The organism is Pyrobaculum organotrophum (genome assembly GCF_055384425.1).
Window position 1 is genome coordinate 1,071,278 of record NZ_AP042430.1, and the last position, 26,989, is coordinate 1,098,266.

General features: G+C 43.2%; 36 protein-coding genes and 2 tRNA genes. 15 read left to right on the plus strand and 23 right to left on the minus strand.

Annotated elements, in window-relative coordinates; translation table 11 throughout:
• Nucleotides 1-7 precede the first annotated feature (7 nt).
• The 10 genes from ACZ49R_RS06455 to ACZ49R_RS06500 form a co-directional block, all read right to left on the minus strand.
• Nucleotides 8-1,240 carry a tRNA pseudouridine(54/55) synthase Pus10 gene (locus ACZ49R_RS06455; RefSeq protein ID WP_464732427.1) on the minus strand — a complete coding sequence of 411 codons (1,233 nt, stop codon included), beginning with the start codon at nucleotides 1,238-1,240 and terminating at the stop codon, nucleotides 8-10.
• Nucleotides 1,241-1,269: 29 nt separating this feature from the next.
• A complete protein-coding gene (locus ACZ49R_RS06460; RefSeq protein ID WP_464732428.1) occupies nucleotides 1,270-1,740 on the minus strand; it encodes a hypothetical protein in 471 nt (156 codons plus the stop codon).
• Complete coding sequence (locus ACZ49R_RS06465; protein WP_464732429.1) at nucleotides 1,737-3,038, minus strand: signal recognition particle protein Srp54; 1,302 nt, start codon at nucleotides 3,036-3,038, stop codon at nucleotides 1,737-1,739. Before ACZ49R_RS06465 ends, ACZ49R_RS06460 begins: the two co-directional genes overlap by 4 nt.
• Nucleotides 3,039-3,064: 26 nt before the next feature.
• Nucleotides 3,065-3,910 (minus strand): ATPase domain-containing protein, encoded by an 846-nt coding sequence (locus tag ACZ49R_RS06470; protein ID WP_464732430.1) that lies wholly within the window; start codon nucleotides 3,908-3,910, stop codon nucleotides 3,065-3,067.
• Between the two features lie 74 nt (nucleotides 3,911-3,984).
• The gene (locus ACZ49R_RS06475; protein ID WP_464732431.1) at nucleotides 3,985-4,404 is read right to left on the minus strand and encodes a class I SAM-dependent methyltransferase; all 420 of its coding nucleotides are present in this window, start codon (nucleotides 4,402-4,404) and stop codon (nucleotides 3,985-3,987) included.
• On the minus strand, nucleotides 4,386-5,480 hold the full coding sequence (locus ACZ49R_RS06480; protein WP_464732432.1) for an MFS transporter: 1,095 nt from the start codon (nucleotides 5,478-5,480) through the stop codon (nucleotides 4,386-4,388). Before ACZ49R_RS06480 ends, ACZ49R_RS06475 begins: the two co-directional genes overlap by 19 nt.
• Nucleotides 5,481-5,558: 78 nt before the next feature.
• Nucleotides 5,559-5,646, minus strand: a tRNA-Ser gene (locus ACZ49R_RS06485).
• Between the two features lie 127 nt (nucleotides 5,647-5,773).
• A tRNA-Ser gene (locus ACZ49R_RS06490) sits at nucleotides 5,774-5,861 on the minus strand.
• Between the two features lie 30 nt (nucleotides 5,862-5,891).
• The gene (locus tag ACZ49R_RS06495; RefSeq protein ID WP_011762347.1) at nucleotides 5,892-6,659 is read right to left on the minus strand and encodes an ABC transporter ATP-binding protein; all 768 of its coding nucleotides are present in this window, start codon (nucleotides 6,657-6,659) and stop codon (nucleotides 5,892-5,894) included.
• Between the two features lie 28 nt (nucleotides 6,660-6,687).
• Nucleotides 6,688-8,031, minus strand: coding sequence for an ABC transporter substrate-binding protein (locus ACZ49R_RS06500; RefSeq protein WP_464732433.1), 1,344 nt, complete (start codon nucleotides 8,029-8,031; stop codon nucleotides 6,688-6,690).
• Between the two features lie 106 nt (nucleotides 8,032-8,137).
• On the opposite strand from ACZ49R_RS06500, the gene ACZ49R_RS06505 reads away from it, so the two are divergent.
• The 3 genes from ACZ49R_RS06505 (at nucleotide 8,138) to rpl7ae (ending at nucleotide 11,126) form a co-directional block, all read left to right on the plus strand.
• A complete protein-coding gene (locus ACZ49R_RS06505) occupies nucleotides 8,138-9,094 on the plus strand; it encodes a branched-chain amino acid ABC transporter permease (protein WP_464732434.1) in 957 nt (318 codons plus the stop codon).
• Nucleotides 9,091-10,182 carry a branched-chain amino acid ABC transporter permease gene (locus ACZ49R_RS06510; protein ID WP_464732435.1) on the plus strand — a complete coding sequence of 364 codons (1,092 nt, stop codon included), beginning with the start codon at nucleotides 9,091-9,093 and terminating at the stop codon, nucleotides 10,180-10,182. The genes ACZ49R_RS06505 and ACZ49R_RS06510 overlap by 4 nt, the downstream gene beginning before the upstream one ends.
• Nucleotides 10,183-10,658: 476 nt before the next feature.
• On the plus strand, nucleotides 10,659-11,126 hold the full coding sequence (gene rpl7ae, locus ACZ49R_RS06515) for a 50S ribosomal protein L7Ae (protein ID WP_053240293.1): 468 nt from the start codon (nucleotides 10,659-10,661) through the stop codon (nucleotides 11,124-11,126).
• On the opposite strand, the gene ACZ49R_RS06520 is transcribed toward rpl7ae, so the two are convergent.
• Together ACZ49R_RS06520 and ACZ49R_RS06525 are read right to left on the minus strand one after the other, a co-directional pair.
• The gene (locus tag ACZ49R_RS06520; protein ID WP_011762342.1) at nucleotides 11,127-11,303 is read right to left on the minus strand and encodes a 50S ribosomal protein L24e; all 177 of its coding nucleotides are present in this window, start codon (nucleotides 11,301-11,303) and stop codon (nucleotides 11,127-11,129) included.
• Nucleotides 11,300-11,533 (minus strand): 30S ribosomal protein S28e, encoded by a 234-nt coding sequence (locus tag ACZ49R_RS06525; protein ID WP_011762341.1) that lies wholly within the window; start codon nucleotides 11,531-11,533, stop codon nucleotides 11,300-11,302. Before ACZ49R_RS06525 ends, ACZ49R_RS06520 begins: the two co-directional genes overlap by 4 nt.
• Nucleotides 11,534-11,733: 200 nt before the next feature.
• On the opposite strand from ACZ49R_RS06525, the gene ACZ49R_RS06530 reads away from it, so the two are divergent.
• Together ACZ49R_RS06530 and ACZ49R_RS06535 are read left to right on the plus strand one after the other, a co-directional pair.
• On the plus strand, nucleotides 11,734-13,632 hold the full coding sequence (locus ACZ49R_RS06530; protein ID WP_464732436.1) for an arginine--tRNA ligase: 1,899 nt from the start codon (nucleotides 11,734-11,736) through the stop codon (nucleotides 13,630-13,632).
• Nucleotides 13,629-14,183, plus strand: coding sequence for a hypothetical protein (locus ACZ49R_RS06535; protein ID WP_464732437.1), 555 nt, complete (start codon nucleotides 13,629-13,631; stop codon nucleotides 14,181-14,183). The genes ACZ49R_RS06530 and ACZ49R_RS06535 overlap by 4 nt, the downstream gene beginning before the upstream one ends.
• On the opposite strand, the gene ACZ49R_RS06540 is transcribed toward ACZ49R_RS06535, so the two are convergent.
• From ACZ49R_RS06540 to ACZ49R_RS06550, 3 genes are read right to left on the minus strand one after another with little or no spacing between them, the layout of a single operon-like run.
• Nucleotides 14,122-14,463: a hypothetical protein gene (locus ACZ49R_RS06540; protein WP_053240292.1), complete on the minus strand. Its 342-nt coding sequence runs from the start codon at nucleotides 14,461-14,463 to the stop codon at nucleotides 14,122-14,124. The two genes, ACZ49R_RS06535 and ACZ49R_RS06540, sit on opposite strands and share 62 nt — an antisense overlap.
• The gene (locus tag ACZ49R_RS06545) at nucleotides 14,441-14,803 is read right to left on the minus strand and encodes an SUI1 family translation initiation factor (RefSeq protein WP_011762338.1); all 363 of its coding nucleotides are present in this window, start codon (nucleotides 14,801-14,803) and stop codon (nucleotides 14,441-14,443) included. The genes ACZ49R_RS06540 and ACZ49R_RS06545 overlap by 23 nt, the downstream gene beginning before the upstream one ends.
• A gap of 26 nt (nucleotides 14,804-14,829) precedes the next feature.
• Entirely contained in the window at nucleotides 14,830-15,357 is a 528-nt protein-coding gene (locus ACZ49R_RS06550; protein WP_464732438.1) for a hypothetical protein, read from the minus strand.
• Here ACZ49R_RS06550 and ACZ49R_RS06555 point away from each other — a divergent pair.
• From ACZ49R_RS06555 to ACZ49R_RS06565, 3 genes are all read left to right on the plus strand, one after another.
• Nucleotides 15,350-16,192, plus strand: a complete 843-nt coding sequence (locus ACZ49R_RS06555) for an S-methyl-5'-thioadenosine phosphorylase (RefSeq protein ID WP_011762336.1) — start codon at nucleotides 15,350-15,352, stop codon at nucleotides 16,190-16,192. The genes ACZ49R_RS06550 and ACZ49R_RS06555 overlap by 8 nt on opposite strands.
• 30 nt (nucleotides 16,193-16,222) lie before the next feature.
• Nucleotides 16,223-16,621, plus strand: coding sequence for a translation initiation factor IF-5A (locus ACZ49R_RS06560; RefSeq protein ID WP_011762335.1), 399 nt, complete (start codon nucleotides 16,223-16,225; stop codon nucleotides 16,619-16,621).
• Nucleotides 16,622-16,880: 259 nt separating this feature from the next.
• Entirely contained in the window at nucleotides 16,881-17,003 is a 123-nt protein-coding gene (locus ACZ49R_RS06565; protein WP_464732439.1) for a hypothetical protein, read from the plus strand.
• 78 nt (nucleotides 17,004-17,081) lie between these two features.
• On the opposite strand, the gene ACZ49R_RS06570 is transcribed toward ACZ49R_RS06565, so the two are convergent.
• Together ACZ49R_RS06570 and ACZ49R_RS06575 are read right to left on the minus strand one after the other, a co-directional pair.
• On the minus strand, nucleotides 17,082-17,669 hold the full coding sequence (locus tag ACZ49R_RS06570) for a DUF655 domain-containing protein (protein WP_011762334.1): 588 nt from the start codon (nucleotides 17,667-17,669) through the stop codon (nucleotides 17,082-17,084).
• On the minus strand, nucleotides 17,666-18,001 hold the full coding sequence (locus ACZ49R_RS06575) for an RNA polymerase Rpb4 family protein (RefSeq protein WP_464732440.1): 336 nt from the start codon (nucleotides 17,999-18,001) through the stop codon (nucleotides 17,666-17,668). The genes ACZ49R_RS06570 and ACZ49R_RS06575 overlap by 4 nt, the downstream gene beginning before the upstream one ends.
• A 78-nt stretch (nucleotides 18,002-18,079) precedes the next feature.
• On the opposite strand from ACZ49R_RS06575, the gene ACZ49R_RS06580 reads away from it, so the two are divergent.
• A complete protein-coding gene (locus ACZ49R_RS06580) occupies nucleotides 18,080-18,382 on the plus strand; it encodes a 50S ribosomal protein L21e (protein WP_011762332.1) in 303 nt (100 codons plus the stop codon).
• On the opposite strand, the gene ACZ49R_RS06585 is transcribed toward ACZ49R_RS06580, so the two are convergent.
• Genes ACZ49R_RS06585 through ACZ49R_RS06595 form a run of 3 tightly spaced genes read right to left on the minus strand, consistent with a single transcriptional unit; the run spans nucleotide 18,367 to nucleotide 19,795 of the window.
• Nucleotides 18,367-19,116, minus strand: a complete 750-nt coding sequence (locus ACZ49R_RS06585) for an ATP/GTP-binding protein (protein WP_011762331.1) — start codon at nucleotides 19,114-19,116, stop codon at nucleotides 18,367-18,369. The two genes, ACZ49R_RS06580 and ACZ49R_RS06585, sit on opposite strands and share 16 nt — an antisense overlap.
• Complete coding sequence (locus ACZ49R_RS06590) at nucleotides 19,116-19,403, minus strand: signal recognition particle subunit SRP19/SEC65 family protein (protein WP_011762330.1); 288 nt, start codon at nucleotides 19,401-19,403, stop codon at nucleotides 19,116-19,118. Before ACZ49R_RS06590 ends, ACZ49R_RS06585 begins: the two co-directional genes overlap by 1 nt.
• Entirely contained in the window at nucleotides 19,400-19,795 is a 396-nt protein-coding gene (locus tag ACZ49R_RS06595; RefSeq protein WP_011762329.1) for a 30S ribosomal protein S8e, read from the minus strand. Before ACZ49R_RS06595 ends, ACZ49R_RS06590 begins: the two co-directional genes overlap by 4 nt.
• A gap of 545 nt (nucleotides 19,796-20,340) precedes the next feature.
• Here ACZ49R_RS06595 and ACZ49R_RS06600 point away from each other — a divergent pair.
• Genes ACZ49R_RS06600 through ACZ49R_RS06625 form a run of 6 tightly spaced genes read left to right on the plus strand, consistent with a single transcriptional unit; the run spans nucleotide 20,341 to nucleotide 24,225 of the window.
• Nucleotides 20,341-20,586 carry a Gar1/Naf1 family protein gene (locus tag ACZ49R_RS06600; RefSeq protein WP_011762328.1) on the plus strand — a complete coding sequence of 82 codons (246 nt, stop codon included), beginning with the start codon at nucleotides 20,341-20,343 and terminating at the stop codon, nucleotides 20,584-20,586.
• The gene (locus ACZ49R_RS06605) at nucleotides 20,583-21,479 is read left to right on the plus strand and encodes a TFIIB-type zinc ribbon-containing protein (RefSeq protein WP_011762327.1); all 897 of its coding nucleotides are present in this window, start codon (nucleotides 20,583-20,585) and stop codon (nucleotides 21,477-21,479) included. The genes ACZ49R_RS06600 and ACZ49R_RS06605 overlap by 4 nt, the downstream gene beginning before the upstream one ends.
• 36 nt (nucleotides 21,480-21,515) lie before the next feature.
• Nucleotides 21,516-21,956: a helix-turn-helix transcriptional regulator gene (locus tag ACZ49R_RS06610; RefSeq protein WP_011762326.1), complete on the plus strand. Its 441-nt coding sequence runs from the start codon at nucleotides 21,516-21,518 to the stop codon at nucleotides 21,954-21,956.
• Nucleotides 21,953-22,516: an RNA 2',3'-cyclic phosphodiesterase gene (thpR, locus tag ACZ49R_RS06615; RefSeq protein WP_464732441.1), complete on the plus strand. Its 564-nt coding sequence runs from the start codon at nucleotides 21,953-21,955 to the stop codon at nucleotides 22,514-22,516. The genes ACZ49R_RS06610 and thpR overlap by 4 nt, the downstream gene beginning before the upstream one ends.
• Nucleotides 22,513-23,769 carry a CCA tRNA nucleotidyltransferase gene (cca, locus tag ACZ49R_RS06620; RefSeq protein ID WP_464732442.1) on the plus strand — a complete coding sequence of 419 codons (1,257 nt, stop codon included), beginning with the start codon at nucleotides 22,513-22,515 and terminating at the stop codon, nucleotides 23,767-23,769. Before thpR ends, cca begins: the two co-directional genes overlap by 4 nt.
• 36 nt (nucleotides 23,770-23,805) lie before the next feature.
• Nucleotides 23,806-24,225, plus strand: a complete 420-nt coding sequence (locus ACZ49R_RS06625) for a hypothetical protein (protein ID WP_464732443.1) — start codon at nucleotides 23,806-23,808, stop codon at nucleotides 24,223-24,225.
• Here ACZ49R_RS06625 and ACZ49R_RS06630 read toward each other — a convergent pair.
• The 3 genes from ACZ49R_RS06630 to ACZ49R_RS06640 are packed head-to-tail and all read right to left on the minus strand — an operon-like array spanning nucleotide 24,209 to nucleotide 26,923.
• Nucleotides 24,209-25,003 carry an ARMT1-like domain-containing protein gene (locus ACZ49R_RS06630; RefSeq protein ID WP_464732444.1) on the minus strand — a complete coding sequence of 265 codons (795 nt, stop codon included), beginning with the start codon at nucleotides 25,001-25,003 and terminating at the stop codon, nucleotides 24,209-24,211. The two genes, ACZ49R_RS06625 and ACZ49R_RS06630, sit on opposite strands and share 17 nt — an antisense overlap.
• The gene (locus tag ACZ49R_RS06635) at nucleotides 24,993-26,003 is read right to left on the minus strand and encodes a pyridoxal-phosphate-dependent aminotransferase family protein (RefSeq protein ID WP_464732445.1); all 1,011 of its coding nucleotides are present in this window, start codon (nucleotides 26,001-26,003) and stop codon (nucleotides 24,993-24,995) included. The genes ACZ49R_RS06630 and ACZ49R_RS06635 overlap by 11 nt, the downstream gene beginning before the upstream one ends.
• A complete protein-coding gene (locus tag ACZ49R_RS06640) occupies nucleotides 26,000-26,923 on the minus strand; it encodes a D-2-hydroxyacid dehydrogenase (RefSeq protein WP_464732446.1) in 924 nt (307 codons plus the stop codon). The genes ACZ49R_RS06635 and ACZ49R_RS06640 overlap by 4 nt, the downstream gene beginning before the upstream one ends.
• Nucleotides 26,924-26,989 lie beyond the last annotated feature (66 nt).

Genomic DNA, 26,989 nt, shown 5'->3' on the forward strand with positions numbered 1-26,989 from the left:
TTAAAAACTATTCTATAGATAGCACGTCAAGCTCTAACACTTCTAAGTACGTGTTTAAAATTTCAGCAACGCTTGGCGTAGTTCTACCTCCATCGCCGTGGATAAACTCTTTTACATAGAGCCCACCCTGACATCTTACATAAAGCTCAAAGACGTGAGACGATATAAAACGCCAAACGATTTCATAAACCATCCTCGTCCTCTTCTTTCTTGGATTAAGTCTCTTAATTCGACGCGGTGTGTATTGGACTACTGTCTTGCCCGAAAGTTCAGCAAGTTTTCTAAGCTCCTCCTCAGAAAGCGGGCGCTCGGAGTATACTAATGCACGATATAATTTTATATCTGTCTTAGCCTTTTCTTTTAGCTTTCTGACTTCATCTCTAGTAGTAAAACCAAGTGGGATAAAGATAACGTCCCTGTCGGAGTATAGATGTGGGAGTCCTTTGTATTTAGTCGGCTGTTTGATTTCCACAACAAGAGGTCTGCCGGGCCCCAACATTCTAGCGTCGCTATCCTCCCTCCCTGATACATGAATTACGTGTTCTACGCCGCCATACATATCCCTGATGTACTGTAGCTTCTCCAACAAGGAGGATTTTACATTACCGAATTTCTTAGCTTGAGAAATCCTCCGGCTAAGTTTTAGATATACCCCTTCTATAAGAAGAGGATTCTTCACTATATCTATCTTACCGTTTATCAAATCTACCTTTATTAAGATATTTGGCCGTTGTTTATCAACACGTCTGCCTAGTAGTCTTAAAAGCTCCTTGCCGATTCTCCTATTAATCTCATGTTTAATAGATTCTCCTGTAGAGACGAGGAATTTTTTTACAACCTCTGACTCTCTTTCAAGAATTTCTCTTGGTATTGTGGTACCTACTGCAAAAGTTTCAAACTCTATTCCATCGACTTTTGATACAGCCTCTTTAGCAAAACGTTCAACATTCGAGAGAAGACCTCCACATATATAACACTGAGCCTCCTCCACAGTAATTCCAATACTTGAGAGAAAGCGCCTAGTAGGTTTATGTATACGAGCTAGGCTTTTTAAATCTGTAGCAACATCAACGCCTTGGCGGAAAAGTGTGACTAACTTCATATGTAACATCGTCTTTATACTAAAACCCCTTTCCCAATTCTCCAGCGCATAACCCATTTGTGCAAAAAGTCTACCAAGACAAGAGTCACAAAGTGGGTAGGCCTTGAGAATTTCAAGAGATTTTTCTAGTATATCCACGACGTCCACAACTAGAGATAATATTTAACTTATCGCCTGTGGTAGAGAAGTCTATCAGTTTCAATATTAATAATTACGACTTGGTGATGTGGTGGTAGTTTTCCTAACCCAGCATCACATTCCAAGTCTATGTCAAATGGCTCAAACACTACCACGTAGGTAAAGGGTGGGTTAGGCATACACCTACGTCGACCTCCCGGCCCCACTGTCGTTCCTATAGTTAAGTCAGAAGCCCCCCTCTTTACTATCACACCTGTTAATTTTTCGCCTGCAAATGCCTTTTTTAGAAATCCTACTGAGGAGTCTTCATCTGGAAAAAGTCTCTTTACTCGGTTGCCAAGAATTTTTACTGTCTTTTGTAAATCTACTAGGTAAAACACAGCTTCGGCATCTTTACGTATGCCATTGGAAATCAAGAGGGCGGCGACAAGCAGTTTTGCATGTATATGCGGCTCCGCCGTAAATCTTCGTAATGAAGTCACTACGAGAAAACGCCTCACTTTGGTATCCTCATTCTCAGCTGTCTCTTTAAAGTCTTAGACATCTTCTTCAGGTTTTCATATACAGTTAGCATCTCTTTTACGTCTTTAGGTGTAACGCCAGCGCCAAGCGCTATTCTGCGGATTCTTGAAGCATTTAGAATATCTGGGTTCTTTAACTCTTCTATTGTCATAGAACTTAATATGGCATACCACTTCTTTAGATTCTTTTGCGAAAGTTCAACTTGCTCCTCTGAGATTTTTGCGGCAAAACCCCCTGGCAACAGTTGAAGTACCTTACTCAGCGGCCCAAGTTTTAACAAACCCTCTATCTGTTTTTTAAAAGTTAAAAGATCTAATCTCCCAGACTCTATCTCCTGTAGAACCTTCTCTTCTTCAAATACGGCTTTTATCTTTTCTACTAACGCGTCTAGGTCGCCCATCCCGAGGACTCTTGCCACAAACTTACGTGGGTTAAACAAATCGAATTCGTCTACGTCTTCGCCAACGCCTATAAACTTCACCCTAGCCCCCGTTTTAATAACAGCGGCTAATGCGCCGCCGCCTCTCGCAGTGCTATCCATCTTTGTAATTATTACCGAATGTATCGGTAGATATTTCATAAAGGCCTCCGCTTGTGCAGCCGCTAGTTTACCAACTGTCGCATCTATTACAAGTATAACCTCGTCGGGGTTTACAGCTTCATATATCATCTTTACCTCTTGTAGTAGAGCCTCTTCATTTTTATGACGCCCTGCGGTGTCTATAATTACCACGTCCATATTTTTGAAATTTTGGACACCGCGGCGTGCGATTTCTACAGCATCTTTACTATCTCTTTCGCCATAGAAAGGGACACCTATCTTTTCCGCAAGTTGTTTCAACTGGTCAAACGCGGCGGGTCTTATAGTATCTGTCTCCACAAGCCCCACTCTATATCCTCTCTTTACCAAATATCTAGCTAATTTTGCGGCTGTCGTTGTTTTCCCGCTTCCTTCGACACCTAGGAGGAGCACCAAATAGGGTTTTTTAACTGGTTTAAACTCGGCGGGTTGCTCCCCGCCCAACAGCTTTACTAATTCATCGTATAGGATATATAAGACGTATTCCCTCGGCGGTATACCGGCAGGCGGCTTCTCCTCACGTATTCTCTTTACTGCATTTTCAGTAAACGTCTTTACCATATCTAGAGGAACGTCGGCTTTAAGAAGCGCTCTTTGAATCTCTCTTGAAAGCTCTTGTAACGTTGCTTCGTCTATATAACTAACACCTCTAATTTTTTCGACAAGCTTACTAAATACTTCGCCAAGCGCCTTCACGTAGTAACTGCAGTGGGAGCTTAAATTTATTGTGTCACCGGTGGCGCTTGCGCTTGCTGACTTAACGTCGCGTACCAAATATCTATTTGTTTCATAAAATTCTCGAGACGATCTAAGATGTATATGCCATAGTGGGGATATATCTCAAAGACAAGTTTCTGTGGCCGCACTGCTGTCCACCTCATCTTTCTTATAAACATAACTCTAAATACAAAGCCTCTGTATTCCATAAGCTCAAGCTTTATCACGCCGCTTGCTAAATACTCCTCTACACCAAAGCGGCTTATTTTATTCTCACCAGTAGGAATCTCAGAGGTCAGCAGTGTGGTTATGTCTTTTATCTTTCTCAGCTGGAATACAAGCTCCCTCATATACTCTCTCACCCATAAGATGTCTGTATGCGATGTGATAATCAAGGGAGCTATTGGATCTATGACAAGTCTCTTTACTCCAAATTTTTTGACATATTCAAGAATTATTTTAGCAATATCTCGTGGATCTGCAGTTACCTTTTCCTCTTTAGCGTACGTCCTAAAATGCGTCCTGAGGTCTACAAATATTAGCTTATTCTGGTTTTCAAGTATGTCAAGATCCCAGCCAAGAGAGTCTTTTACTCCACGTTTTACATCCTCAGAGGGTTCGTCTATTGTAATATAGAGCCCGGGCTCGTCATATATCTCAGCCCCGGTTTTTAGAAATTGAAGACTAAATATTGTCTTCCCCTGGCCTGCCTCTCCTGCAACTAAATAGATCTCTCCCTTTCTAAAGCCACCCTGTAGTAACTGGTCGATATACCAAATCCCTGTGGGCGCTCTGTTATCATATACTGGGTAATAATCCTGGTATTCATAGTACTGTTCTTGAAAAGACATACGCCTCCTGTGGCGAGCATAAATATATTTGTTTTGTTCACATATCCATACGACATATTAATCACTTATTTAACTTAGTTACGTTGCTCAAAAATACGCCATTTGCCACGGAATTCGTAGAAGAATTTATATGCGATGTGACGCCAAACAGCGTGAAGTTTCTCAAAGAGCTCCGGCTCTACAGATGAAATAAAGAGGGCAGAGATAAACGCATTTTCCCTAAATGGCGGCAACCAATAATCGGCAAGTATCAAATCGCCCCACTCTCCACTCTTCGCTCTAGCTCTTTCCAACATGTCGAGAGATATGTCAAGACAAACCACGTAGCTTTTTAATACCTCAAAAGCCAGCCCAACTCCACATCCGGCGTCTACTACCTTCTCGCCCACCTGTGACAGAATAAGCCAATACTTGAGACGTTGCTCCACGCCATACACCTCTTCGTATATTGGGGCCAACCTCCTATAGAGCTCTATTAAGTATTCTCTCGCCATAGTAACACCAAAGAGATAAAAGCCGAAGCAGTGGCTAATATAAAAATCGGAATACTTGCACCTATGTCAAAGAAGTAGCCATATAAAATACCGCCTACGAGAAGACCAAAGCCCCACATAGCATTTATCACGCCCAGCGACGTCGCGCCCCCAAGTCTAGCGGCGTGTGCTTTCGCAACCACGTCTGCGTATGATGTCACAACAGAATAAAGCACGGCACCTAAGAACAACGCTGGAGTATTTCCAGCCACAAAAATAGCCGCCAACAGGATTGAGAAAAGTGGAGCGACCAATAGGGCTTTGGTATTCTTATCATAGAAATGCCCCAGTAGCAAAGACACAGGCACCTCCGAAACCATAGCGACTAGATAAAGAAGCGAGGCCATCCAAGCAACTTCAGCGAGTTTATACATGAAAAGAGATATGTGAATTAGAGATAGCCCCAAGAGAAATTGGGTCGCGCCAAATTTAAAAACAGTTAAATCCATAAGGATTGTAGACTTCCTCTTCTCCGGCTTTAATTTGCCAACCCTATATGCCACATACAGCGTAAATAATGCGGCAACCCCTGGAGCAAGCGATATGAGAAATACGTCGCGTGGCGTAAATTTATAATATAACATCGCCGTCGCCATAGCTACACCAATAATCGCCCCCATTTGGTCAAGAGAGGCATGTATGCCAAATGCCCTCCCCCTAGCTTCCGCTCCCCCCGCCGCGGAAATTATTGCGTCACGCGCCGGCGTACGCAACGCCTTGCTAAACCTCTCCAAAAATATCAGGCCAGCAACTTGCCACATATCTTTAGCAAACACAAGCCCCGCCACTGCCGCCACTTGCAACGCATAACCAAGGAAAGTCTCAAGCCAGTAACCCCCTCTTTTATCAGCAAGCGGGCCTGTTATAAACCTAGCAGCGTAGCCCAAGGCATCGCCAAGGCCAAAGACAAAGCCTACAAAAACCGCAGAAGCGCCTAGGTAGTATAGATATTGCGGAACTACGGCACGCACGCTCTCATAAAGCCAGTCGGCAAGAAGCGATACTAGGCCAAGAATGAGTATAAGCCTGAGATTCATAACGGGCCCAACTCTTACGTTTTTTATATAATTTCCCCATCCTCACATGACCAAAGAATAATTGTGTATAAACGGGTTTGGCGCCGGGGGTGGGATTTGAACCCACGCCCCCGAACGGGGACGGGCTTAGCAGGCCCGCGCCTTGGACCAACTCGGCCACCCCGGCTCTACCCCTATATTTTTCGGCCTTTATAAAGTTGAGCCCAATCAGACCTGGCCACTACGGACATCCCCATCCCCAACTAGGCGTTCATCACCACATCTATACCAGCTTATGAAATTTTTACAGAAACTGGCGCCGGGGCCGGGATTTGAACCCGGGCCCCCTAGACGGGGACGGGATCTCCAGTCCCGCGCCTTGGGCCGCTCGGCCACCCCGGCTGAGTCTTCTTGGCGGTATGTTTTTAAGCTTTATCCTCCGATATACACCTCCTTGACCTTTGGGTCATTAGCAACTTCCTCTGGGAGGCCTTTGGCTATTACTTTACCGCTGGCCATAGCGTAGACATAGTCTACATATTTAAACGCTATATCAATACGATGTTCTATAACGAGAAAAGTCACGTTTTGTTGTTTATTTATGTCACGCACTATTTTAAACACCTCGTGCGCCTGGTCGACAGGTACGCCAGCTATAGGTTCGTCTAATATTATAAGATTTGCCCCCGCCATCAACGCTCTGGCAAGCTCAAGCAACTTCATTTCACCGGCAGATAATAAGTATGCGGGAACATCCCACTTATCTATAAGTCTAACAGCCTTAAGAATTCCAAATGCCCTTCTGGCCAACTCTTCCTCTTCTTTAACCCAATTTTTTAACAGAGCAGATATTACACTCTCCCCACGTTGGCCTCTGGCAACAGCAAGTAGGTTTTCAAGCACAGTAAGCTTCTGGAAGATCTGCGGTATCTGGAAAGTTCTTACAATCCCAATTTCGAAAATCTTGTGCGGAGGCCACCCCGTAATATCAATCATCTTGCCATCCGGCTTTGTGTAAAACACCCTGCCTGCCTCAGGCTTGTAAACTCCTGTAATAACATTGACAAGCGTAGTCTTTCCAGAGCCGTTAGGGCCGATAATCAGCGTCACTCTCCCTTTCTCTATTTCTACGTCAACGCCATCAAGAGCTCTAAAAGCACCAAACTGTTTTACAATACCTTTGGTAACTAAAAGAACCATTTAGAAAAAACACTATTTATTTTTAAAATTAACTCTGGAATAGAGACTTGCCCTGGTCAAAGATTGTGATCCTCCTCTCTGCGCCGTAGTAGTAGGCAGCGTCTACGTATTTAGCTGTGCCGTTGACGATGGCGACGCCCCATATCACGTAGTTGGGGTAGGCGCGGTCTCCCGCCTGGTCTAGATATACCTTGCCTGTGACGCCTTGGTATGTGCCTTCTTTACCCCACTGCTCTAGAGCGGCGCGTACTTTCTCTGGGTCGTCTGTGCCGGTCTTGCAGATTATCTGCATTAGCATCATGGCGGCGTCGTAGCCATATGGGTCGTAGGCCACAGGCTCTCTGCCGTATTTAGCCCTATACTCCTTCTTGAACTCCAGATACTTGGGGTCGTTGGGGTCGGGGGCGGCGATGGTGCCGAGCATCTTGTGATCAGCCATCTCTCTCCCCACCTGTTTAATCAAGGCGTCGCTGTAGGCAATGCCGTCTGTGCCAATCCATCTGATCTTGCCGAGGACTGGGTCTTGCGCCGCGGATTGCATAGCCACCACGCCGTCGTCTTCAAAAGTCACAAATATAACTGCAGAGTCGCCACTCGGCTGGCCGAGGGCGGCTGAGAGCTTTCTAACAACTTCTGGAATTGCGGTGGGGAAGGCCTTGGGGTCTGGGTCGTAGCCTTGCGCCGAGGCGATCTGTACGCCGAGTTTCTCAGCCTCCTTAGTTATGGCGTCTTTAAGGCCGACGCCCCACTCGTCGTTTCTATAGAGTATGACTGCCTTCTTAACGCCCAGCTGCTTTAGGAGGTCGGCTATCGCCGCCGCCTGGGCGAAGTCCGTAGGCACTATCCTATAGACCCAGTCGTTGGGTATTGCCAGAGCTGGCGAAGTGGAGGAGGGGCTGAAGATTATGATCTTGTTCTGGTCGGCGAAAGGCTTTACTGCTTTAACCTCTCCGCTGGCCATAGGCCCTACAACAAAACGCACACCTTTAGCATACAAGACCTGCACCTTCTGAAGAGCCTGCTGCGGATTAGTCCCAGTATCTTCCACAAGAAGCTCAAACCTATAGCTGGGACACATCCTATTGGCATCCTCCACAGCCAATTCAACAGCATTCTTAACACCAATGCCGTAGGACTGCAGACCACCAGTCAAAGGCAACGCAGCACCAATGTAGACAACTTTCCTAACTGGGGTAGGTGAGGGAGATGGTGTGGGAGTTGGTGTAGGCTTCGGCGTTTGTGTTGGACTTGGCGTAAGGGGCGTTGGCGTGGTTGGCGCGGTCTGTTTACCGCCTGTTGCTAAAATAGCGACTATTGCGACTAGTATTACCACTACAACCGCTATTCCTATGTATAGTGTTTTTGATGCCATGGCGTGTAAATAACGAGAATTTAAATACTTTGAAAATCTATATAATACTGTATATTGTATAGAGGTTTGCATAATAAGATTTATTTATATTTGCTTTTCTCGCCATATGGAATTCCTGGGCATCGACTATCCTACATTAGCTAGAGCAATAATATTTTCAAATATATATGTGCTGTTAGGTCTTGGCTTAAATCTGACTTATATCACTACTAAGATCCCTTCTTTTGCCCATGGCGATTTAGCAACGGTGGGGGCCTATGTTAGCTACTTTACTATAGTATTTCTACTTCAACCTTTCGGGCTTCCTGCGAATATCTATCTGACTTTTCCATTAGTTGCACTAGTCACAGGTCTTGTAGCTGTTTTAAGCTACATAGCTGTCTTTAAACCCATGATTAGGAGAGGTGCTGGCATAACTCCTCTTATGATTGCGTCTTTTGGCCTACATTATGTAATATTTGCCTCTATAGCCATAGTGGCCGACTATGTACAGAATACATTTGGATATCTCACGAGAAACATACTTCTAACAAGGTGGGAATATATATGGCCTGGCACAGATTTTTTAACTTCCGCGTTGATAAACACCACCATAATGGTGGCCATAATCACAACACTTCTCTACTTCCTATTGTATAAGACTCGATACGGCATAGTCATGAGAGCCAGCATTGACAACCTCTACTTAGCAAGAGCGGTAGGCATAAACGTAGAGAAAGTATTTACAGTCGCTTGGCTTTTAATTGGAGCTGTGACTGGTATAGCGGGGGTCTATATGGCTATGTTTTTCCCCATGACAGAGGAACTTGGATGGCTTAGACTTGCAGTTGTGTTTGTAGTGTCTGTTGTAGGCGGCTTATCGAATATCTATGGAGCTGTGTTGGGAGGTTATGTCGTTGGATTAAGTCTCGTATTAGGTGCGACCTATATACTAACACCATTGAATATACCTACAGAATTCCAACTTGTGATTCCCTTCGCGTTTGTTATTGTAATACTGTTGTTTGCTCCACAGGGGCTTGTTGAAATTATATCATCACTAGCCCAGAGAATTAGAAAATGATACTCCAAATAGACCCTGGCGCATTAATTATACTTTTTAGAGAAACCGCCGTACTTTTTGCAATATATGGAATATATGTTTTAAGTCTTAACTTAGAGGTAGGCTACCTGGGGCTTCCTCAATTTGGAAAAGTCATGTTTTTAGCACTGGGCGGGCTAACCGTGGGAGGCATAACGACGAAAATAGCTCTTGAAATTTATAAAGCCGCTATTGCATCTCAACTTGGCATAGATCCCTTAGCTGATATAGATAGGTATTGCTCGGCCTATCAGTATCAAACCGTTACGATTATAAATAACATATTTAGTATGTCGCCGCTTTATGGAACGCTGTTTTTCCTACTTTCCATAACTCTAGCAGCCCTGTTGGCAGGCGTCTTCGGCGTCCTTATGGCAGGTCCCGCATTGAGACTACGCGAAGATTATTTAGGCATTCTTCTTCTTGTAAGTGCAGAGACTATTAGAGTAATTACGACATATACGCCCCCCATTGCATGCGGTGTTTTCGGCGCCGTCGTACCAGATCCGTTTGCGTGGATGGGAAGCTACAGACCCTGGGGGTATTTAGCAATCACTGCACTCTTTCTCCTCCTAACATTAGTAATATTGGAGAGACTTGGAAACTCGCCCTTTGGCCGCGCCTTAAGAGCTATACGTGATGCAGAAGTCGCCGCAAGAGTTTTCGGCAAAGATATCGTAAAGTTTAGAGTTAGAGTGTTAGCCACAGCATCTGCTCTCAGCGGAGTTGCCGGTGCGCTACTTGTCTTCTACAATAACTTTGTAAACATGGGTCAGTTTGTCCCACTCTATACCTTTATTGCATGGGCTATGTTGATTATAGGCGGGACTGGTAATAACATTGGCGCTCTTATAGGTGTCGCAGTATATTATGCTATAGAAAGAATAATAAGTATCTACAAAGAAAGTATTAGATCTATCGTAAATGTAGATCCGATTTTCTTCCAGTATATAATATTTGGTATAGCAATAATTCTTGTACTTATGTTTAGGCCCCAGGGTATATTTGGAGAGAAACCTTCTAAAACTTTAAGCCGCAATATTTTAGAGAAACTACGTAAAGAGGTGTAACCACAGCGTGAAGCTTTCGCCCATTGCTACTCATAGCGGTAATAGTCGGTCGCTCGTTGTGAAATACACTTTAGTTTTTGACAACGATAGTCTGAACTTGCGGCAGTATTTCTGGCTATGTTTATATCGATGTTCAGAACAACGCCGAACCTCTCTTGTATAGACCCTCCCATCTTCAAGATTACATCACAGAAAGGATACTTCTTTGACGCCTAGACCCTCATACACAACGTAGAGCTTTATCCCACTATATACCACCACATCATATTCTCACTCCCTTGTCATCAAAAGAAGACAAGCGATTCATATGGCGGATATAGAGACAAGGCTCCGCCGAGAGTCTACTCGGTCTTGTCCCGTTCTACGACAGAGTTTATGATTAGATTGGAGAGTAAGAACTCTTATTCACCACAGAGCAAGATTTGTAGATGTAAATGGGTGTAAATACTTATATAGCTTTTGCTTTTTCTAAGGCCATGTCAGTGACAATAGACCCAAGAACGTTCTACGCAAATCCACCGCCGGGGAAGCCATTTTATGTACGATTTGAAGTTCCAGCCGAGGTTGCTGAGAAAGCGTTGGAAATACTGTCAATAGCTAGACAAACAGGGAAGATTAAGAAAGGGACTAATGAAACTACAAAGGCCGTGGAGAGAGGACTTGCGAAACTTGTACTTATTGCAGAAGACGTCGACCCGCCGGAAGTTGTGGCGCATTTGCCACTTCTATGTGAAGAGAAGAAAGTCCCCTATGTCTATGTGCCATCTAAAGAGAAGTTGGGCAAAGCGGCGGGTATTAATGTATCTGCGGCATCAGCTGTAGTTATAGACCCAGGCCAAGCTGCCGGCGATTTAGAAGCACTAGTGGCTAAGATAAATGAGATAAGAGCTAAACACGGTCTAAACGCTATTCCTCTACCTAGTAGCGGCGCCGCTAAAAAGTAGCTATTTCTGTCGTTTTCTCACCCAAGCGAGTCTCCGAGGGTCTCTTTTGAATTTCACAGCGCTTACAAAACATTTCCTACTACAAAATCTCAGCGTAGTGCCGTCTGTTTTTACATACATTATGCCGTAGCCCGGCAAGATGTCGGCCCCACAGAATGCACATTTATAAATCTTCATCGTGCCGTAATTCTCCGCGCTTCTCTTTCGGTTTCTCTTAACATCACTATGTCGCCGAGTCTCACAGGCCCTTTAATATTTCTAGTCAAGATACGGCCTTTATCACGGCCTTCGAGAATTTTTACTTTGACTTGTGTGACCTCTCCAGCTACCCCGGTTCTTCCAAGTATTTGTATAACTAGAGCCGCAACGGCGTCTTCATATGGCGAAAATTTTACCTCACTCGACATGCGCACGGTATGAATATCGATATTTAAAATTTTCTTTCTAGACTTCAACCGCTAGAGTTCCTCATAAAGATAAACCTCACGAATGTTAAAATCGCGATTTTCTACGATCAATTTCTCAATAACGATCTCGTCGTATCGAAGGATCGTAATGACGATTTCAGAAGACTTTCTTATTTATAATCCCTTAAGTATTTATTCATGTGGATCCTCTAAAGCCTCCGCGGGAGGAGTTTGAAAAATTTGTGGCAGAGGTGGCGTATGCTATAGGTATCGGCGAGGTGCCTGAGATAGAGAGATCGAAACGCTTTGGTTACTTTTCTGCAAAGTTTCATAAGTATAGAGTAGACGCTGGAAAACTTAAAGAAACAGTAGACTCTCTTAAAAGCCGTCAGTTTAAGTACCTCACATCTATTTCTGTAGATGGGCTCTATCTAAACGTTGACTTGGCAGTAGAGAAAGTCGCAGAATTGACTTTTAGAGCAGTTGCCGAAATGGGCGATAAATATGGCTTTACTGATGAGTGTAAGATAGGGAGTTTTCTTGTTGAACACACGTCGGCTAATCCAATACATCCTCTGCATATTGGACATGGCAGAAATGCCATATTGGGAGATTCTCTTGTTAGATTGTTAAGATTTTGTGGTAATGTTGTTCAGTCTCATTTCTATGTTGACGACTGTGGCGTCCAGGTGATGTATGCCGCTATTGGATATAATGTGGTAAAAAAGTACGTAGATGAGGTTCTCAAGAGGACGAAACCCGATGTTATAATAGGGGCTATTTATTCCGCAGTTAATGCAATTGCTGAAATAAATAGATTAAAGAAAGAGTTAGAAAAAGAGAAAGACGATGAGAAAAGGAGAGAAATTATAAACGAAATAGATAGTTGGGTCTCTGTATTAAAGCGCCTTATTGACACAGAGGGGGAGGTTATTAATAAACTCGTGGAGGTTCTTGGACAAAGAAATATTGTAGAAGAGGCAGCTGAGCTTAATAAAAGGTATGAAACAGGCGACCCGGAAGTGAAGAAGATTGTTAGAGAAGTCGTCGAGTTAGTACTAAAGGGGCAGAGAGAGACTTTAGCCAGATTGGGGATAGAGCTAGACAGCTGGGATTATGAAAGCGATATAGCTGTATGGTCTGGCGAGGCAACACGTGTGGTGTCCGAACTACGGAGGAGGTGGCCACAGTATATTGACGATAGAGGTGGCGCCGTGGTGTTCCGCGCCGATAAGTTTGTAGAAGATTTCAAGCTGTGGGACGTGTTAGATCTCCCGAAATTCATACCTCCTGTTACGTTGACGAGGTCTGACGGCACTACGCTCTATGTGACAAGAGATGTAGCATATGCGCTTTGGCAGGCAAGACGCGGATTTGACAAAGTCATACGCGTGATATCTACAGAGCAGACACATGAACAAGCGCATGTTCGTATTATCCTCTACGCTCTTGGATATGAAGATGTTGCCAAGAAATTGATACATTACGCTTATGAAATGGTGAATTTACCTGGCATGAAAATGTCCGCAAGGAGGGGTCAATATATATCTCTAGACGAGATTTTAGATGAAGCTGTTGAACGTTCGGCAGATCTTGTAAAAGAGAAAAACCCGGAGATCGCAGGTATTATAGCGGAGAGAGTTGGAGTGGGGTCTGTGAGATATGCCTTTTTATCTACAAGCCCTAGAAAACCTATAGAGTTTAAGTGGGAGACTGTGTTAAATATGAGACAAAACTCAGGCCCCTTCCTCCAATACACATATGTAAGAGCCTATTCGATTTTAGAAAAAGCTCAAGAGATAGATCTTAAAAAAGTCGCCATACCCAAAGAGATACTCCCAGAGGAGAGAGAGCTCATATTAAAAGTTGCAGAATGGCCTAGCGTCGTTAGAGAGGCAACTCGCGCACTTAGGCCTGACCATGTGGCAGAATTCTTAGACGGACTTGCGCTTGTATTTAATAGCTATTACGAAAAAGCGCCAGTGTTAAAAACAGAGGAGCCTGTGAGAAGTTTTAGACTTGCTTTAGTAAACTCTGTTAAGACAGTACTAGCCGCGGGGTTCTATATCTTAGGCATACCCACGCTTACAAAGATGTGAAGCCGCAAGAATTGGGACAAATTGGGGAGTATGTGGCGGAGATTTTTCTAAGGCAAAATGGCTATATCACATGGAGACCTGTCAAATTCATACGGTTTTTAGAACTAGCGGTCGCATACGAGGGTATAAGAGGCGAGAGTTGTGAAAAAGAGCCGCCAGAGCCGCTTACTTTAACTGTGCCGACAGACGTCGGCTATATAAGTCTTACGTACTGGAGGGGGCGCTGTCTATCTATAGACGGTAGACGTATAACACAGCTAGAATACAGCATATATGCCCCGTGTGTTAAAAAGTGTATTAAAAAAGCCATGGGGCCTCTTCTTGAAGTCTTTAGGCCTATTGCCAGAGAGTTGCTCAGCTATAGGCGCGTTCTTAAAACATTTGACCTCTTCGCCTTTAAAAATGGCGTAATCTATGCAGTTGAGGTAAAAACTAACGGTGGAAAGATCTCAGATATACAAAGAGAAAAAGTTGTAGTTTTGAAAAATATCAGACATCTCTTAATTCACGTATATCTCCAGAACCCTGTCGTGAAGTTAGAGAGGTTATAACTTGCGCTGTTTTCTCAAGACATATAACTACATCACGCGCTAGAAACTCCCTTGTCTCAGGCGAGAGCGTTTCATATATCTCACTTTGGGAGAGGACATATGCCGCTGCGAGAAACTTAGCCAACACATATTCTCCACTTTGTTGTATAACCTCTTCCATTTTTCTCCAACACTCCAGCCAACTATCTGCCTGTAATAACTCGAGACAGAGACCTGAAAGAGATCTATAATCGCCCTTTTCTAACGCCGTCTTTATACTATGTCTCAGTGATTCCCTCATCGATAAGTATGTTTTCTTCTCTAAAGCCCATTTCTATTAATATCTTCTTGATTTTCTGACGGTGGTCTCCCTGTATTTCAATCCAACTGTCTCTTATAGTGCCGCCTGCAGCTAGTCTCTTTTTTAACTCTCTGGCCATGTCTTTTATGCCCAATTGTTTTGCGTCTTCTGAATTTCCAAAATCTACTATAGTTACGTAATGCCCCCTCCGGTTTTCTAACCTTATTCTAACTAACGCCTTTTCTTTAGTAAGCGTCTGCATTAACGTCTCTTCCTCAGAGCCGCCCAACAGTTGGTCTATGATGTCTTCGGCGTCTTGGTTTGGAAGTTTTATCTCCATTCTATGTCTCTATCTCCCCTCAGTATTTAAATGTTCCTCTTAATATTTAGCGATAATGTCGTCTTGATTTTTTGTACAATGTTTATAGGGGCATTTATAAAAACTGCAATATATCTAGCATGGAAAACTCTCTCTACACAATCTATGACATTTGGTTTGTCTGATAAAAGAAGTTCGACAGGCTTTACCACAATATACGGAGCCAGCTGGAGATATAACGGCGTTGTATAAACCTTGTGTACACATTCAAACATCCTACGCCGTCCTGTTGCAATATAACCTATTCCAAATTCTCCGCTGGGGTCTACAAATGAGACGTAGGCTTCCCACGGTGGAATAAGCCCGTCTATTTCGACACCATCTACTACATATTTCTCTCCCGGCGTAAAAATAAAGTTTATCTCTTGTTTAATAACCCAGGGCAGATTTATGGCAGATATCTCGTATTTATCGTCTATTTTCCTCGCCCCGAATCTTTTCACAAGCTCTGTAGGCAAAGGCGCAAAAACTTCCACAATTGTTAAAACACCGTTAAATATTACCTTTATGGTCATAAAACTCACACAACCACCTAAAGAGCCAAAAGAGTTGGGGGTCGAGGAATTTCCAAGACTAGGAATTATAGGAGGTAGCGGTCTTTACGACCCTGGCATATTTGAAAACGCCGTGGAGGTACAAATACATACGCCATATGGTCTACCCTCTGATAATGTAATAATTGGACGTGTATCAGGACGTGTCGTCGCCTTTTTGCCCAGACATGGCAGAGGACATAAGTATCCTCCGCATAAAATACCTTATCGCGCTAATATATACGCACTTTATACATTAGGAGTTAGGTCTATAATAGCCGTAAGTGCTGTCGGCTCTTTAAGACCTGACTACGCTCCCGGCGATTTCGTCGTTCCTGATCAATTCGTCGATATGACTAAGTCGCGCGAATACACATTTTACGACGGGCCGCGTACGTGTCATATATCAATTGGACTAGAGCCTTTTACCCAGGAGATTAGAAAAGTTTTAGTAGAGGTGGCAAGCAGATATAATAGAACACATGACGGGGGATGCTACATATGTATTGAAGGGCCTCGGTTTAGTACAAAAGCTGAATCTAGAATATGGCGGGAGGTTTTTGGATGCGACATAATAGGCATGACTCTTGTGCCGGAGATTAACTTAGCTAGAGAATTAGGCATGTGTTATGGCTTAATCGCCCTTGTGACAGACTACGATGTGTTAGTTCCTCACCAACCTGTGACAGCAGAGGCTGTAGAAAAAATGATGACCGAAAAAATCGACATTATAAAAAGAGTTATTGCAGAGGCCGTACCAAGAATTCCGGCAGAAATTCCCAAATGCGGCGATGTATTGAAATATGCCTGTGTCTAAAGTTTATATATCAGTGCCTTAAGGGAGGCCATGTCAACTAAGTACGTTGAGGTAGGAGAGCTAAAAGAGGGCTCCTATGTGGTAATAGATGGAGAACCTTGTAGAGTTGTAGAGATAGAGAAGTCTAAAACGGGGAAACACGGCAGCGCGAAAGCGCGAATCGTTGCCATCGGCGTTTTTGATGGTGGAAAAAGGACTTTAAGTCTCCCGGTGGACGCCCAGATAGAGGTGCCTATTATTGAGAAGTTCACGGCACAAGTGCTTTCGATCTCTGGCAACGTTATTCAACTGATGGATATGCGAGACTATAAGACCATCGAAGTTCCCATAGATTACGTTGAGGAAGAGGCTAAGGGGAGGTTAGCGCCGGGAGTTGAGGTAGAGGTGTGGCAGATATTAAATCGATATAAGATAACTCGAGTGAAATAACTGGAGCTGAGGTCTAACAGAAATTCCCAAATACGACCCCTCCCCGCCCTAAGGGGCGAGGTTTTCAGTCGCTCCACAGCTTGTCGTAGGTATCCTTTACGCTCTGTTGAATGGACGTTCCGCCGTATAGGAATCCATGTCTGCTAGGCCTGTTGTGTGTTGTACAATCAGGTCTATACCTCCCCGTTTGTGCATTGCATATGTCGGGCGGCGTGTCCGCCCGCCGAGAGTTTTCAAGAAAACTTCAGAATATGATGCTTTGAATTCGTCAAGAATCTACGTCGCATCTTGGGTAGGCGATGAAGAATTGAAGTTTGCGATGGCGCTTGAAACCTCAGCCACGGCTCAAGCTAGACGAGAAGAGAGACGTCATCTGGATTAGGCGGAAGTTAGAGGAGGGTGCTGGCTGCGGGCCAAGTGCTGCCAGACACCATCGTCGCCTAGGGATAGGCTGAAATAACTACTGGCTTGTAGCAGGAGGAGGTGATGCAAAAACATAATACGGATCTTCTCCCGCTATTTCTCTCAGAATTCTATCGGTAATTAATTCAACAAGATCTATACCGACTCTTTGTTTTACATCTTCATATGATACAAAGGGCTTTTTTCTCCTTTCTTCTATTATCTCCTGCACTTTCTTCTTCCCCACGCCTTTCAACAACTCCAGACTATGGAGTTTTAAAGTGATAGGCCCCGCCTCATTGAGCCATTTTATAAAACGCTCCTCTTGCTGTTCTACAATCTTTCTTATGATCACACGAAGATTCTCTTTGCCCTGTGGTTGAAGATCGTCGTATCTTATCCTTCTCACAATTTTGTCAACCTTATCTCTAGTCCCAAGTCCTACGTATAATCTCTCTCCTATGTCTACAGTAACTCCTTTTTTAAGCGTTACTTCCAAAAGCGTAAAATGGTTTTCACCAACTAAATGGGCATATGTCGCATCATGTGGAAATTCCCTTCTCATTTTCGGCGGGAGTTTGTAAACTGCTACTTCCGGGGGTAGTATGTCTATTACATATGCATACTCCTCCTTTCTCCCCTTCATTGCCCAGTTAGTATCTTGTATACTTCCTTTAGCTCACTATCTGAATACTCTCTTTTCTCAAGATATGAGAGTATAAGTTTTAACTCATCTAAGCTTTCTATAGACAGATTTGTTAACTGAACTGCTGTAATACGTGTGAATCCAAATTTTTCAATTAGCTTTTTCACTATAGACTCTGCCTCGTCAGGCTTTCTCTTTGTTACCTTTTCTAAATAGTCAAGCGTTTTTCTCTGGTCTTCTGAAAGTTGAGTTGTAGTAGACAACGTCCTTAGTATTTCCAATGCCTTAGCATTAGTTATCTCCTCCGATTTGCGTATTTTCTTAATGCTCACTACACGTTATCATATCTCACCTTTTTAACTTATTCGCCGAAAACTAAAATTTTAATAACTGCCGAGTTTTAGAGACGTATGGTTAAGAGAACACATGGCTATCGTTACAAGAGCAGAAAGTTATTAAGAAAGAAACCTAGAGAAAGAGGACTCTCCGGACTTTCCCGCCTTTTATATGAATACAAACCTGGCGATAGAGTTGTAATAGATATAGACCCGACCTTTGTGGAAAATGCGCCGCATAGACGTTACCAGGGGAAGGTTGGCGTTGTGATCGGTACTAGGGGTAGAGCGTATGTTATAGAGACCTATTTAGGAGATAAGAAGAAGATTCTTGTAGTAACTCCTGAGCACCTCAAGCCTCATCAGGGAGGTAGCTGAACATCTTCGCCCCCAGTGTAGTGTAGTTGGAGTTGGTAGTAGAGTTTGTCTATGCCCTCGCTTGTTTTGGCAGAAACAAAAAGAGGTTCTATAAACCCTCCCATATTGGCGACAGAGCGTAAGATTTCCTTTTCATAAGGTGGTAAATCTATAGACTCAAGTAATGTAGTTGGATCCTCTACCCAGTTTAAAATATTTATACGTACGTCTTCTGACAGAAGGTCGGATTTGTTGATTACCAATATCTGCGGTTTTTTAAACCGTATCCTGGTAGACAGAGCAAGCAACATAGTCACAGCAAAACCATCAACAGACTGTGCATAGACAGCATCTGCCACATATACTACTAAGGTGTGGACATCAGATAGTTTTTGTACTAGATATGCACCGCTCTGTCTAAACGCAAAAAGCTCCATTTGGCCTGGCGTATCTATTAGGTAAATGGGGGCCCCGATTATCTCCATCTCCTCCTTAATTCTCTCGGCCTCAGTCACTATCATATCAACAGCCGCAATTATAGACGCGTTCGGCCCTAGTTTAAACTGCTTCATTATCTTCCTGGCGCTAATCCTATCCCTTATGTCAATATCGGGCACATAAGGTAAGTACTCTACCGCAGGATCTAGGTTAACTATGCCGACGTCAAAACCTTGGTCTTCCATCCACGTGGAGAGAGTTGATACAAGAGTAGATTTACCAGAACCTGCTGTGCCTACAAAAAATACTGTATACATTAACGCCTGAGTTTTCTTACCTCTTCCGCAACTTTAAGCGCAAGTATACGTAATTTTTCACTAGTTTCTACCACGATGTAGCCCTGCCGCTCTTCAAACCAAAGCGCCGGATACTTTTTATCTTGGTACACTTGATATCTATACCCCAGTCTCTCTAAAGCCTGTATAACTTCCTGTAAAGTCGGCTTACTCACAGCTTTACTTCGCGGCAAAATTCTACCCCGAGAACGAGGGACCGACGAGTCTAGGTAAACAAGCCAGAGTATTCTCCCGCCTCGTTTCTTCATTCTATAAGCACTGCATTTATAACCCCGTCTTGCCCAGGTCTCGACGTGACGACAGCTCTGCCAACCTCGGTCTGTATCACCGCACCTTTGACTATAAGATTGCGACGCGCAAAATCTGGATTTGCTGGCGTTGACAAAATTGAGAGTATCTTAGCTTTTACATGCCGCCTTTCCTTTGGAATGTAAACGTTCGCGTATCTTACCTCCCTGACTCTAACCTTTAAGTTACCTCCTGTTACTCTCTCTACAAGTCTCAAATCTCTTTCACCTAGTTTAGGTATTTGTGGAGGGCCTCCACACAACGCCTTCTTCTTAGTTTTTCTTACTCTTCCCTTTTTCCCGCCGCTGGGCTTTTTTAAATCTCTGCCTTTGTAAAATGCGGCTAGCTTCACAGCCTTTTAACAACAGTGGGGTATTTAAACTTCTCTCGTGTAGCCGTCGAGAATTTGCCAAAGGAGATGTCGAAGTATATGATATTGAGAATTAATGACCCAAGCTCAGAGATAGAGTCTATAGAGTTAGGTTTATGATTATGTTTAAGAGAAATTATACAAAAGGCTAGAGAGGGGAAGATGCCAATCGTCAAGGTCAACCCGAGGGGGACTTCCTCAATTTGCTTGCGGTGTGGGGGCGTCTTGTGAGAGGCTCTGTCTCGAGGGCACTCCGTTGCCCCGCTGAGAGTGAGGGGGTAGAGACGTGGCGGCCGTGATAAACATCGAGGGAAGGGCGCTGGTGAAAGGCTAAGTGCTGCCAGACACCATGACCCCATGCCTGAATTATCGTAGGTACTGGTGACGGCATGGGCGGAGAGAAAGTCCCTAGGCGTCGCCTAGGGATAGGCGGTGTTTGAACTCAGGTCCTAATAAGCCGGAGATCCTCATATTACCTAGATATTGAAAGGCATAACTATTATTAATTAGGACGCGATGGGGTTTTAATGAAACGCATTGGAACTGCTCTTCATTATTCACGTCTCGGGAACCTCGTGGTAAAACTTAACGAGGTTCCCCCCATTTATATAAACATCTATACTTATACGATGAAAAAAGTCGGCATTCTCTACGATGTAATAGGTAATATAAAAAATCCGTACGGGCTTGTAAAACCTTATGTTCGCGATGAATCTTTAATAGGGCAACCGCTGTATGTAAAACTACAGGACTTAGAGAAGAGGAGAAAATGACTAGAAAGCTGATATTTGAAGTAGAGGAGCACCGCTGCCCGGTGTGTGGCGCAGTTAATGACGTAGTTGTTGATTACGAACGTGGACAAGTTATATGTAAGAATTGCGGAACTGTCTTAAGAGAGGGAGTTGCAGATTTAGGCCCTGAGTGGAGGAAACCTGAGTCATCAAGGGCGTATTCAGGCCCTATAGGCTCCTCTATGGGAGATATAGAATTTGGCAATGTGAAGATAGCCGATAAACTTAAGGCGCTTAGCTTAAAGAAGTTTGCACGACCTATCTCTACGCCACTTGAACGCATAGAGGTAGACATAAGAGAGTTTTTAGAAGCTGCAAAACAGAAGCTTAACATCCCAAAAGCTGTAATAGAGGATACTGTCATGTTGTATAAAAAGTTATATGATGCTGGATATCGGGCGCCAAGACTTGAGGGGTATGCTGCAGCTCTATATTTCACGCTCAAGAAACATGGGGTAGCCGCAATTACTTTAAGGAGCCTAGCAGAAAACCTCGGAATTAACCGTTCGTCTTTTATCTCAGCATATATGGAGCTTATGCGTGTTGCAAATAAACTTGGTATAAAACCGCCGCGTATAGATCCTAAAATATACATACCCAGAATTGTATCGGCGTTGGGTATAGGCGACGAGAAATCTGCAGAGGTGCAACGTATAGCCGTGGATATATTACGCTATATTTTATCATCACCACGTATTAGAAATGGAAGAAAGCCGCAAGTTCTCGCGGCATCCGCTGTTTATTACGCCTGTTACATAGCCGGCGTAGAGGTGACTCAGAAAGAGCTGGCAAAAGCTACAGATACCACGGAAGGACCTATACGAGATCTATTGAAAGAACTCTCGGAGATCCTATATATTGAGGTCACGGTGTAGTTTAAATTTTTAAATGGAGACCACTGTTTTAATGACGTGGCGACACAAGAGTTTGCAGAAGAGTCTGATGTACTTACTGAGGTTGAGATACAGATATTACAGGGGCTTGAGAGACTTGGCGGTAGCTATCAACAGAGGAATCTCTGGAAGTACATTGGAATAGATAGTAAGACCGGCCTACCCATACTCGCTAGACTTGAAAAAAGAGGACTCATAGCGAGAGAAAGAGTTGGCGGAAACAAACGAGGTGTATACATAGTAAGATTGACTGAGAAAGCATATAGACTGCTTAGTAAAATACATGAAGAGACAGTAGAGGCCTTTATAGTAGATTTTGACGCCCTCCCAAATGAGCTTAGAACTTTGTTATCAATACCCTGTGTATATTGTCCATATTCTGACCGATGCGGCGTTAGTTTCATAACCCCCCTTACATGCAACTTATTGACTAAGTGGCTACATAACCTGAGGTCATGACCTTGGTTAGAGCTTTTGTAGCTATCGACGTCGAAAATCCGGAGATTGTTAAAAAAGTAGAGGAAATACAAAGAGAAGTTCTAAGACTTGGTCTCGACATAAAGCTTGTAGAAAAAGAAAATTTACATCTAACTCTGCGTTTTTTGGGAGAAATTCCTCAAAGCCGAGTTAATGATATTGTTAAATCCTTAACAACCATCAGATTCAGTAAGTTTAAAATCACGCTTTCTGGACTTGGCGTATTTCCGGACTTGGCTAAACCTCGTGTATTATGGATTGGCGTTTCTAAGGGTTTAGAAAATCTTGTCAATCTCGCAAATATAGTAAGAAATTTAGTAGATAAATATGCAGAACATAGAGAGGATCGCGAATTTTCTCCTCATCTTACTATAGGGAGAATTAAATCTGGAAGAAACATAGATAAACTCAGAGAGATTATTGAGCGCTATAGAGAAGCCGAATTCGGCGTTATCGAAGTAGATAAGGTGAAACTAAAAAAGTCAGTGCTAACGCCGAGAGGGCCTATTTATAGTGACCTCTTTGTACAATATCTCACGTGAGCACTTTAGAGGAGGTACTTAGAGAGGCCTATAAACTCGTTACGCCTAGCGAAGAGGAAGAGAGAGAGTTAAAGAAAGTTACGGAGAAAGTTAGGGCCTTAATCGCCGATGCAATAAATAAATATGGGATAGAGGCGGAGATAGGCGTATACGGCTCTAGTGCACGTTCTACATGGCTACCCGGGCAACGCGATATAGACATTTTTATTGTACTCACAAACAGAAATATAAATATAAAAGATGTTATAACGCTGTTATCAAGATACTTTTCAGAGAGGGGGGTCACGTGGAGCATGCGTTATGCGCAACACCCATATCTTTCTCTCCTTGTCGATGGATACGAAGTAGACGTTGTTCCATGCTATAAAATTAGCTTTGGCGAAAGACCTATAACGGCAGCTGATAGAACACCACTTCACCATAAGTTTCTAGTTGAAAAACTCAGCGAAGAGCAGAGACGAGATGTCAGATTGTTAAAGCTCTTTATGAAAACAATTGGAGTTTATGGGGCTGAAATAAAGGTTGAAGGCTTTTCTGGATATTTAACTGAGCTTCTTGTTGCATATTATGGCTCATTTATAGATGTTCTTAAAGCGGCATCACGATGGAGACCTTATCGTACATATATTACTTTCTCTGAATCTAGGGCGAAGTTTAAAGCGCCGCTTGTTGTTGTAGACCCTGTAGACCCTGAGAGAAACGTAGCCGCAGCTGTTTCGTTGACATCTATGTCAACTTTTATATTGGCATCACGACGATTTTTAAAAAACCCCTCTATAACATATTTCCAACAGAGACAAGGCGACGTCATTAAAACAAATGTTGTAGAAGTGGTATTCCCATACCCTAATGAGCCTCCCGACATTGTCTGGGGACGTTATAAGAGAATTGGGAGATCAGTTTTTAATTGGCTTAAACAATGCGGCTTCAGGGTGTACCGATGGGGTGTTGAAAGCGACGAAAAGTCTTACGTCTCTCTTATATATGTAGTGGAACAGATCGAGCTTCCGCCTTATATGTTACACAAGGGGCCCCCTGTCTATGACGATGCAGTTGATGCATTTGTAGAAAAATATTTAGATAAGGACATAATAGGGCCGTTTGTACAGGGCTCTAGGGTCTATGTAATCAAAAGAAGACGTTATACCAATATCTCCGACTGTTTAAAAACGTATCTAGGCAAGGGTGATTACACTATCCGTATAAATTTATATGAAGGGGCACTTGTAAGGAAAAACGCTTGGATTACTTAAGCGTTGTGCTTATAAATGGCTATAGGCATATGGTATATGGATGTATATACTGTGAAGACTTATAGTGATGCAAATCAGTTTTTATCCGAGCTTGACCAGAAAATCAGAGAATTAGAAGAGTCGGTTAAGGCGTTAAGCACAGAGTTGGAAAATTTAAAGCCTTCACTAGAGCGGTATAAAAGACTTCAAGAGTTATTGAGGAAATTTAGCACTGGAAGTTCAGAGAAGAGTCCACCTCTTGAAATCACAGGTCTCCAGCTATATATAGACCCTAATCCTATGACCAGATACGAGATTTTGGAAGAATCTTATAGACACATGGTAGATCTGCTAAGCGTCCTAAAAAAGGTGAGAGAAGTAGCGCAATCTATCATAAGAGAGGGTGGGCTAGAGTCTCTAAAAATCACCATTCAATATAAGAATGGAGTGCCTGTAAAGCTTATTGTGCTAGGCTAATAGCCTTAGCCTTCTCGCCGCTGATAATAATAGGCGAATTTCTAGGGACTGAAAATACCCTGGAGAGTACGTCACACTTTGCCCTGAACAATAAAAGCGCTGGTACCTCTCCCCATTCTATATATGCCTCAAAATTGGCAATACCCTTCGCTATTACGAACCTATCTCTTATCCATCTGATGGGAGATATATTGCCGGGCGTAGTTATTACTTTGTATCCTGCCAGATCGCTTTCTGTCATGTCTATTTCATAAGGTTCCGAACGGACGACAAATATGGGTTTAATACCATTTCTCTCTAATGCCTCAGCTACAACAAAGTCTATTTGCGCCTCTCCTGCATTATCAAGCACATAATATAGTTCAGAGGGTAGCTCTACGTACTCTTCTATTGCTGGCAAATCCCATATGGCTTCCTCTAGTTTCTTAGGTCTATAGCCTAACACGCTTGTATCAACGATATTCGCTGCAGCCGCTATTCTGAGGGCAGTTTTTAAATCCCATGAAGTTTGTTGAAGTTTGTGCCTCACGATCTCCGCAACTTTTTTGCCTATTGTAGCTAGTCTCTCCTTATATTCTCTATAGGGATCCTCTACGCCGACAAGCTTAGCTACAGATCTAAAGCTCTCGGAAAATGCTTCACTTCTGCTAGACTTTTGCAATAGACGGGAGAGTTCGCTTAGAATCTCAGGGAGTTTTTCAGGTCTGTTAAGCCTTACTAAATCGCTGGTCCTTGATGAAATTATACAGAGCTTACAATTAACTTCGTCAATCCACACGATTAATTATATCAACAACTCTTCTTAGATCCTCCATGGTTATATCTCCCATTACACCTATTCTAATTGATTTTTCTCTATATTTGTACATACCGCCTGAGATGACGTACCCCGCCTCCTTTAGTTTAGCAATGATTTCTTTTGGCTTTTCACAATAGAAAGCCGTTACTGTAAAACTACGTAAACCGGCTGGCGGAATAGGTCTTAACTTCAGCGCAGAATATAGATATTCTACTCTCTCCCTGTGGATATCTACATACTTAGGCCCTAGTTCCAGTATATAACTCAGGGAAACGTCTAGGGCGAAGAGTATAGAAATCGGTGGAGTATACGGCGTTTCTAGATTATCTAACATTTTTATGAACTTTCTTAAGTTCATAGAAGGAGGTACGCCTGTCTCTGCCTTTGGTTCTGTAGAGAGGTATAAGATAGAGGCCCCTGGGGGCGCTAAAAGCGCTTTGTGCGACGCCGTCGCAACAACATCGATGTCTTGTGGAAGAGGCTCTGCAGGAAATCCAGAGACGCTGTCTACAAGAAGAAGGACGTTATACGACTTTGTAATATCGACAAGCTTCTTTAGTTGCTTATAGGCGATACCGGTGCTAGTCTCATTGTGTATCAACAACAGAGCCCTAATTTCACGATCTCTCCGCAAGATGTCTTCAACTTCGTCGGGAGCTGGCGGCGTGTCTTGCTCAATTTCAACCACATTTGCGCCTCTAATCTTAGCCGTCTCTACAGCCCGTTTTCCAAACTCACCATAGACAAGCGCAAGTATTTTATCCCCAGGGTTTACGTAATTGTATATCATTGTATCAACAGCTAGAGTACCTGTGCCAGGCATCACTACGGCTCTAGTTGGATACAATGAGTGTAGTTTATCTAATACAGATTTGAATAACTTTTTAAATTCGCTATCTCGGTGAAACGGTGGTTGTTTTGCCATCGCATCTATTACAAACTTCGGCAATTGTACCGGCCCTGGCGTTAGATACTTCATAGCCTTATTCTCGAGACCACTTCTTCTATGTTTAACACAAGCTCCTCGGCTAGTCTTCTCATTGCTTCATAAGTCTCGGAGCCTACATGTGGCGTTATTACAACTTTTTCGTGTGTTATCAATTTTCTCAGATAGGGGCTTTTGGGGGGTTCCTCTGGTAAAACGTCTAGGCCAACGCCCCATAGTCTATCTATGTGTTGTAGTAACGCTTCATGATCAACGACCTCACCCCGGCTTGTGTTTATCAATATGGCATTATCTTTTACTAAAGCGAGTCTATCGGCATTAATTAATCTATATGTGTCCGGTGTTAGAGGTACATGGATAGACAATACATCGCTTTCTTTTAGAAGCTCTTGTAGCGACACTTGTCTACCTCCCAGTTTCTCCACGTCGGAACTTACATCTACTATGTCACTTGCTAGAATTTTCATACCTAAGCCCTTAGCTATTTGAGCTACAGCCCTACCTATTCTACCAAATCCTAAGACGCCAAGAGTTTTTCCGCTTAGTTCAATACCTATATATTTGCCTTTAGGCCACTCGCCCTCCTTTACCTTGGCATTCAGCAACGGAATTCTACGGGCGACTGCAAGCATAAGACCTATCGTTAATTCGGCGACGCTCTGTGTAGGTGCGCGAGGGGCGCTAACAACTGCAATACCCCTTTTTACAGCATATTCAACATCTACGTTATCTAACCCAACGCCATATCTTGCCAAAATTTTCAAATTTGTGCCTGCATCAATAATCTCTCGATCTATTCTTAGCCTTCCCCTAAAAATTAAAATATCATAGTCTCCTATTATATTTAATAACTGCTCTCTTGAAATACCTGGTTTTATATCAACTTTTATTCCAATTTTCTCTAGCCTTTCTTTTATGAGTAAATCGACATTGTCTATGATAAGTGCTAACATTAATGCGTGGATCGGTCTACTTTATAAATCTTGCCAAAATTTTTTCCTAGACTATGATGAGAAGAT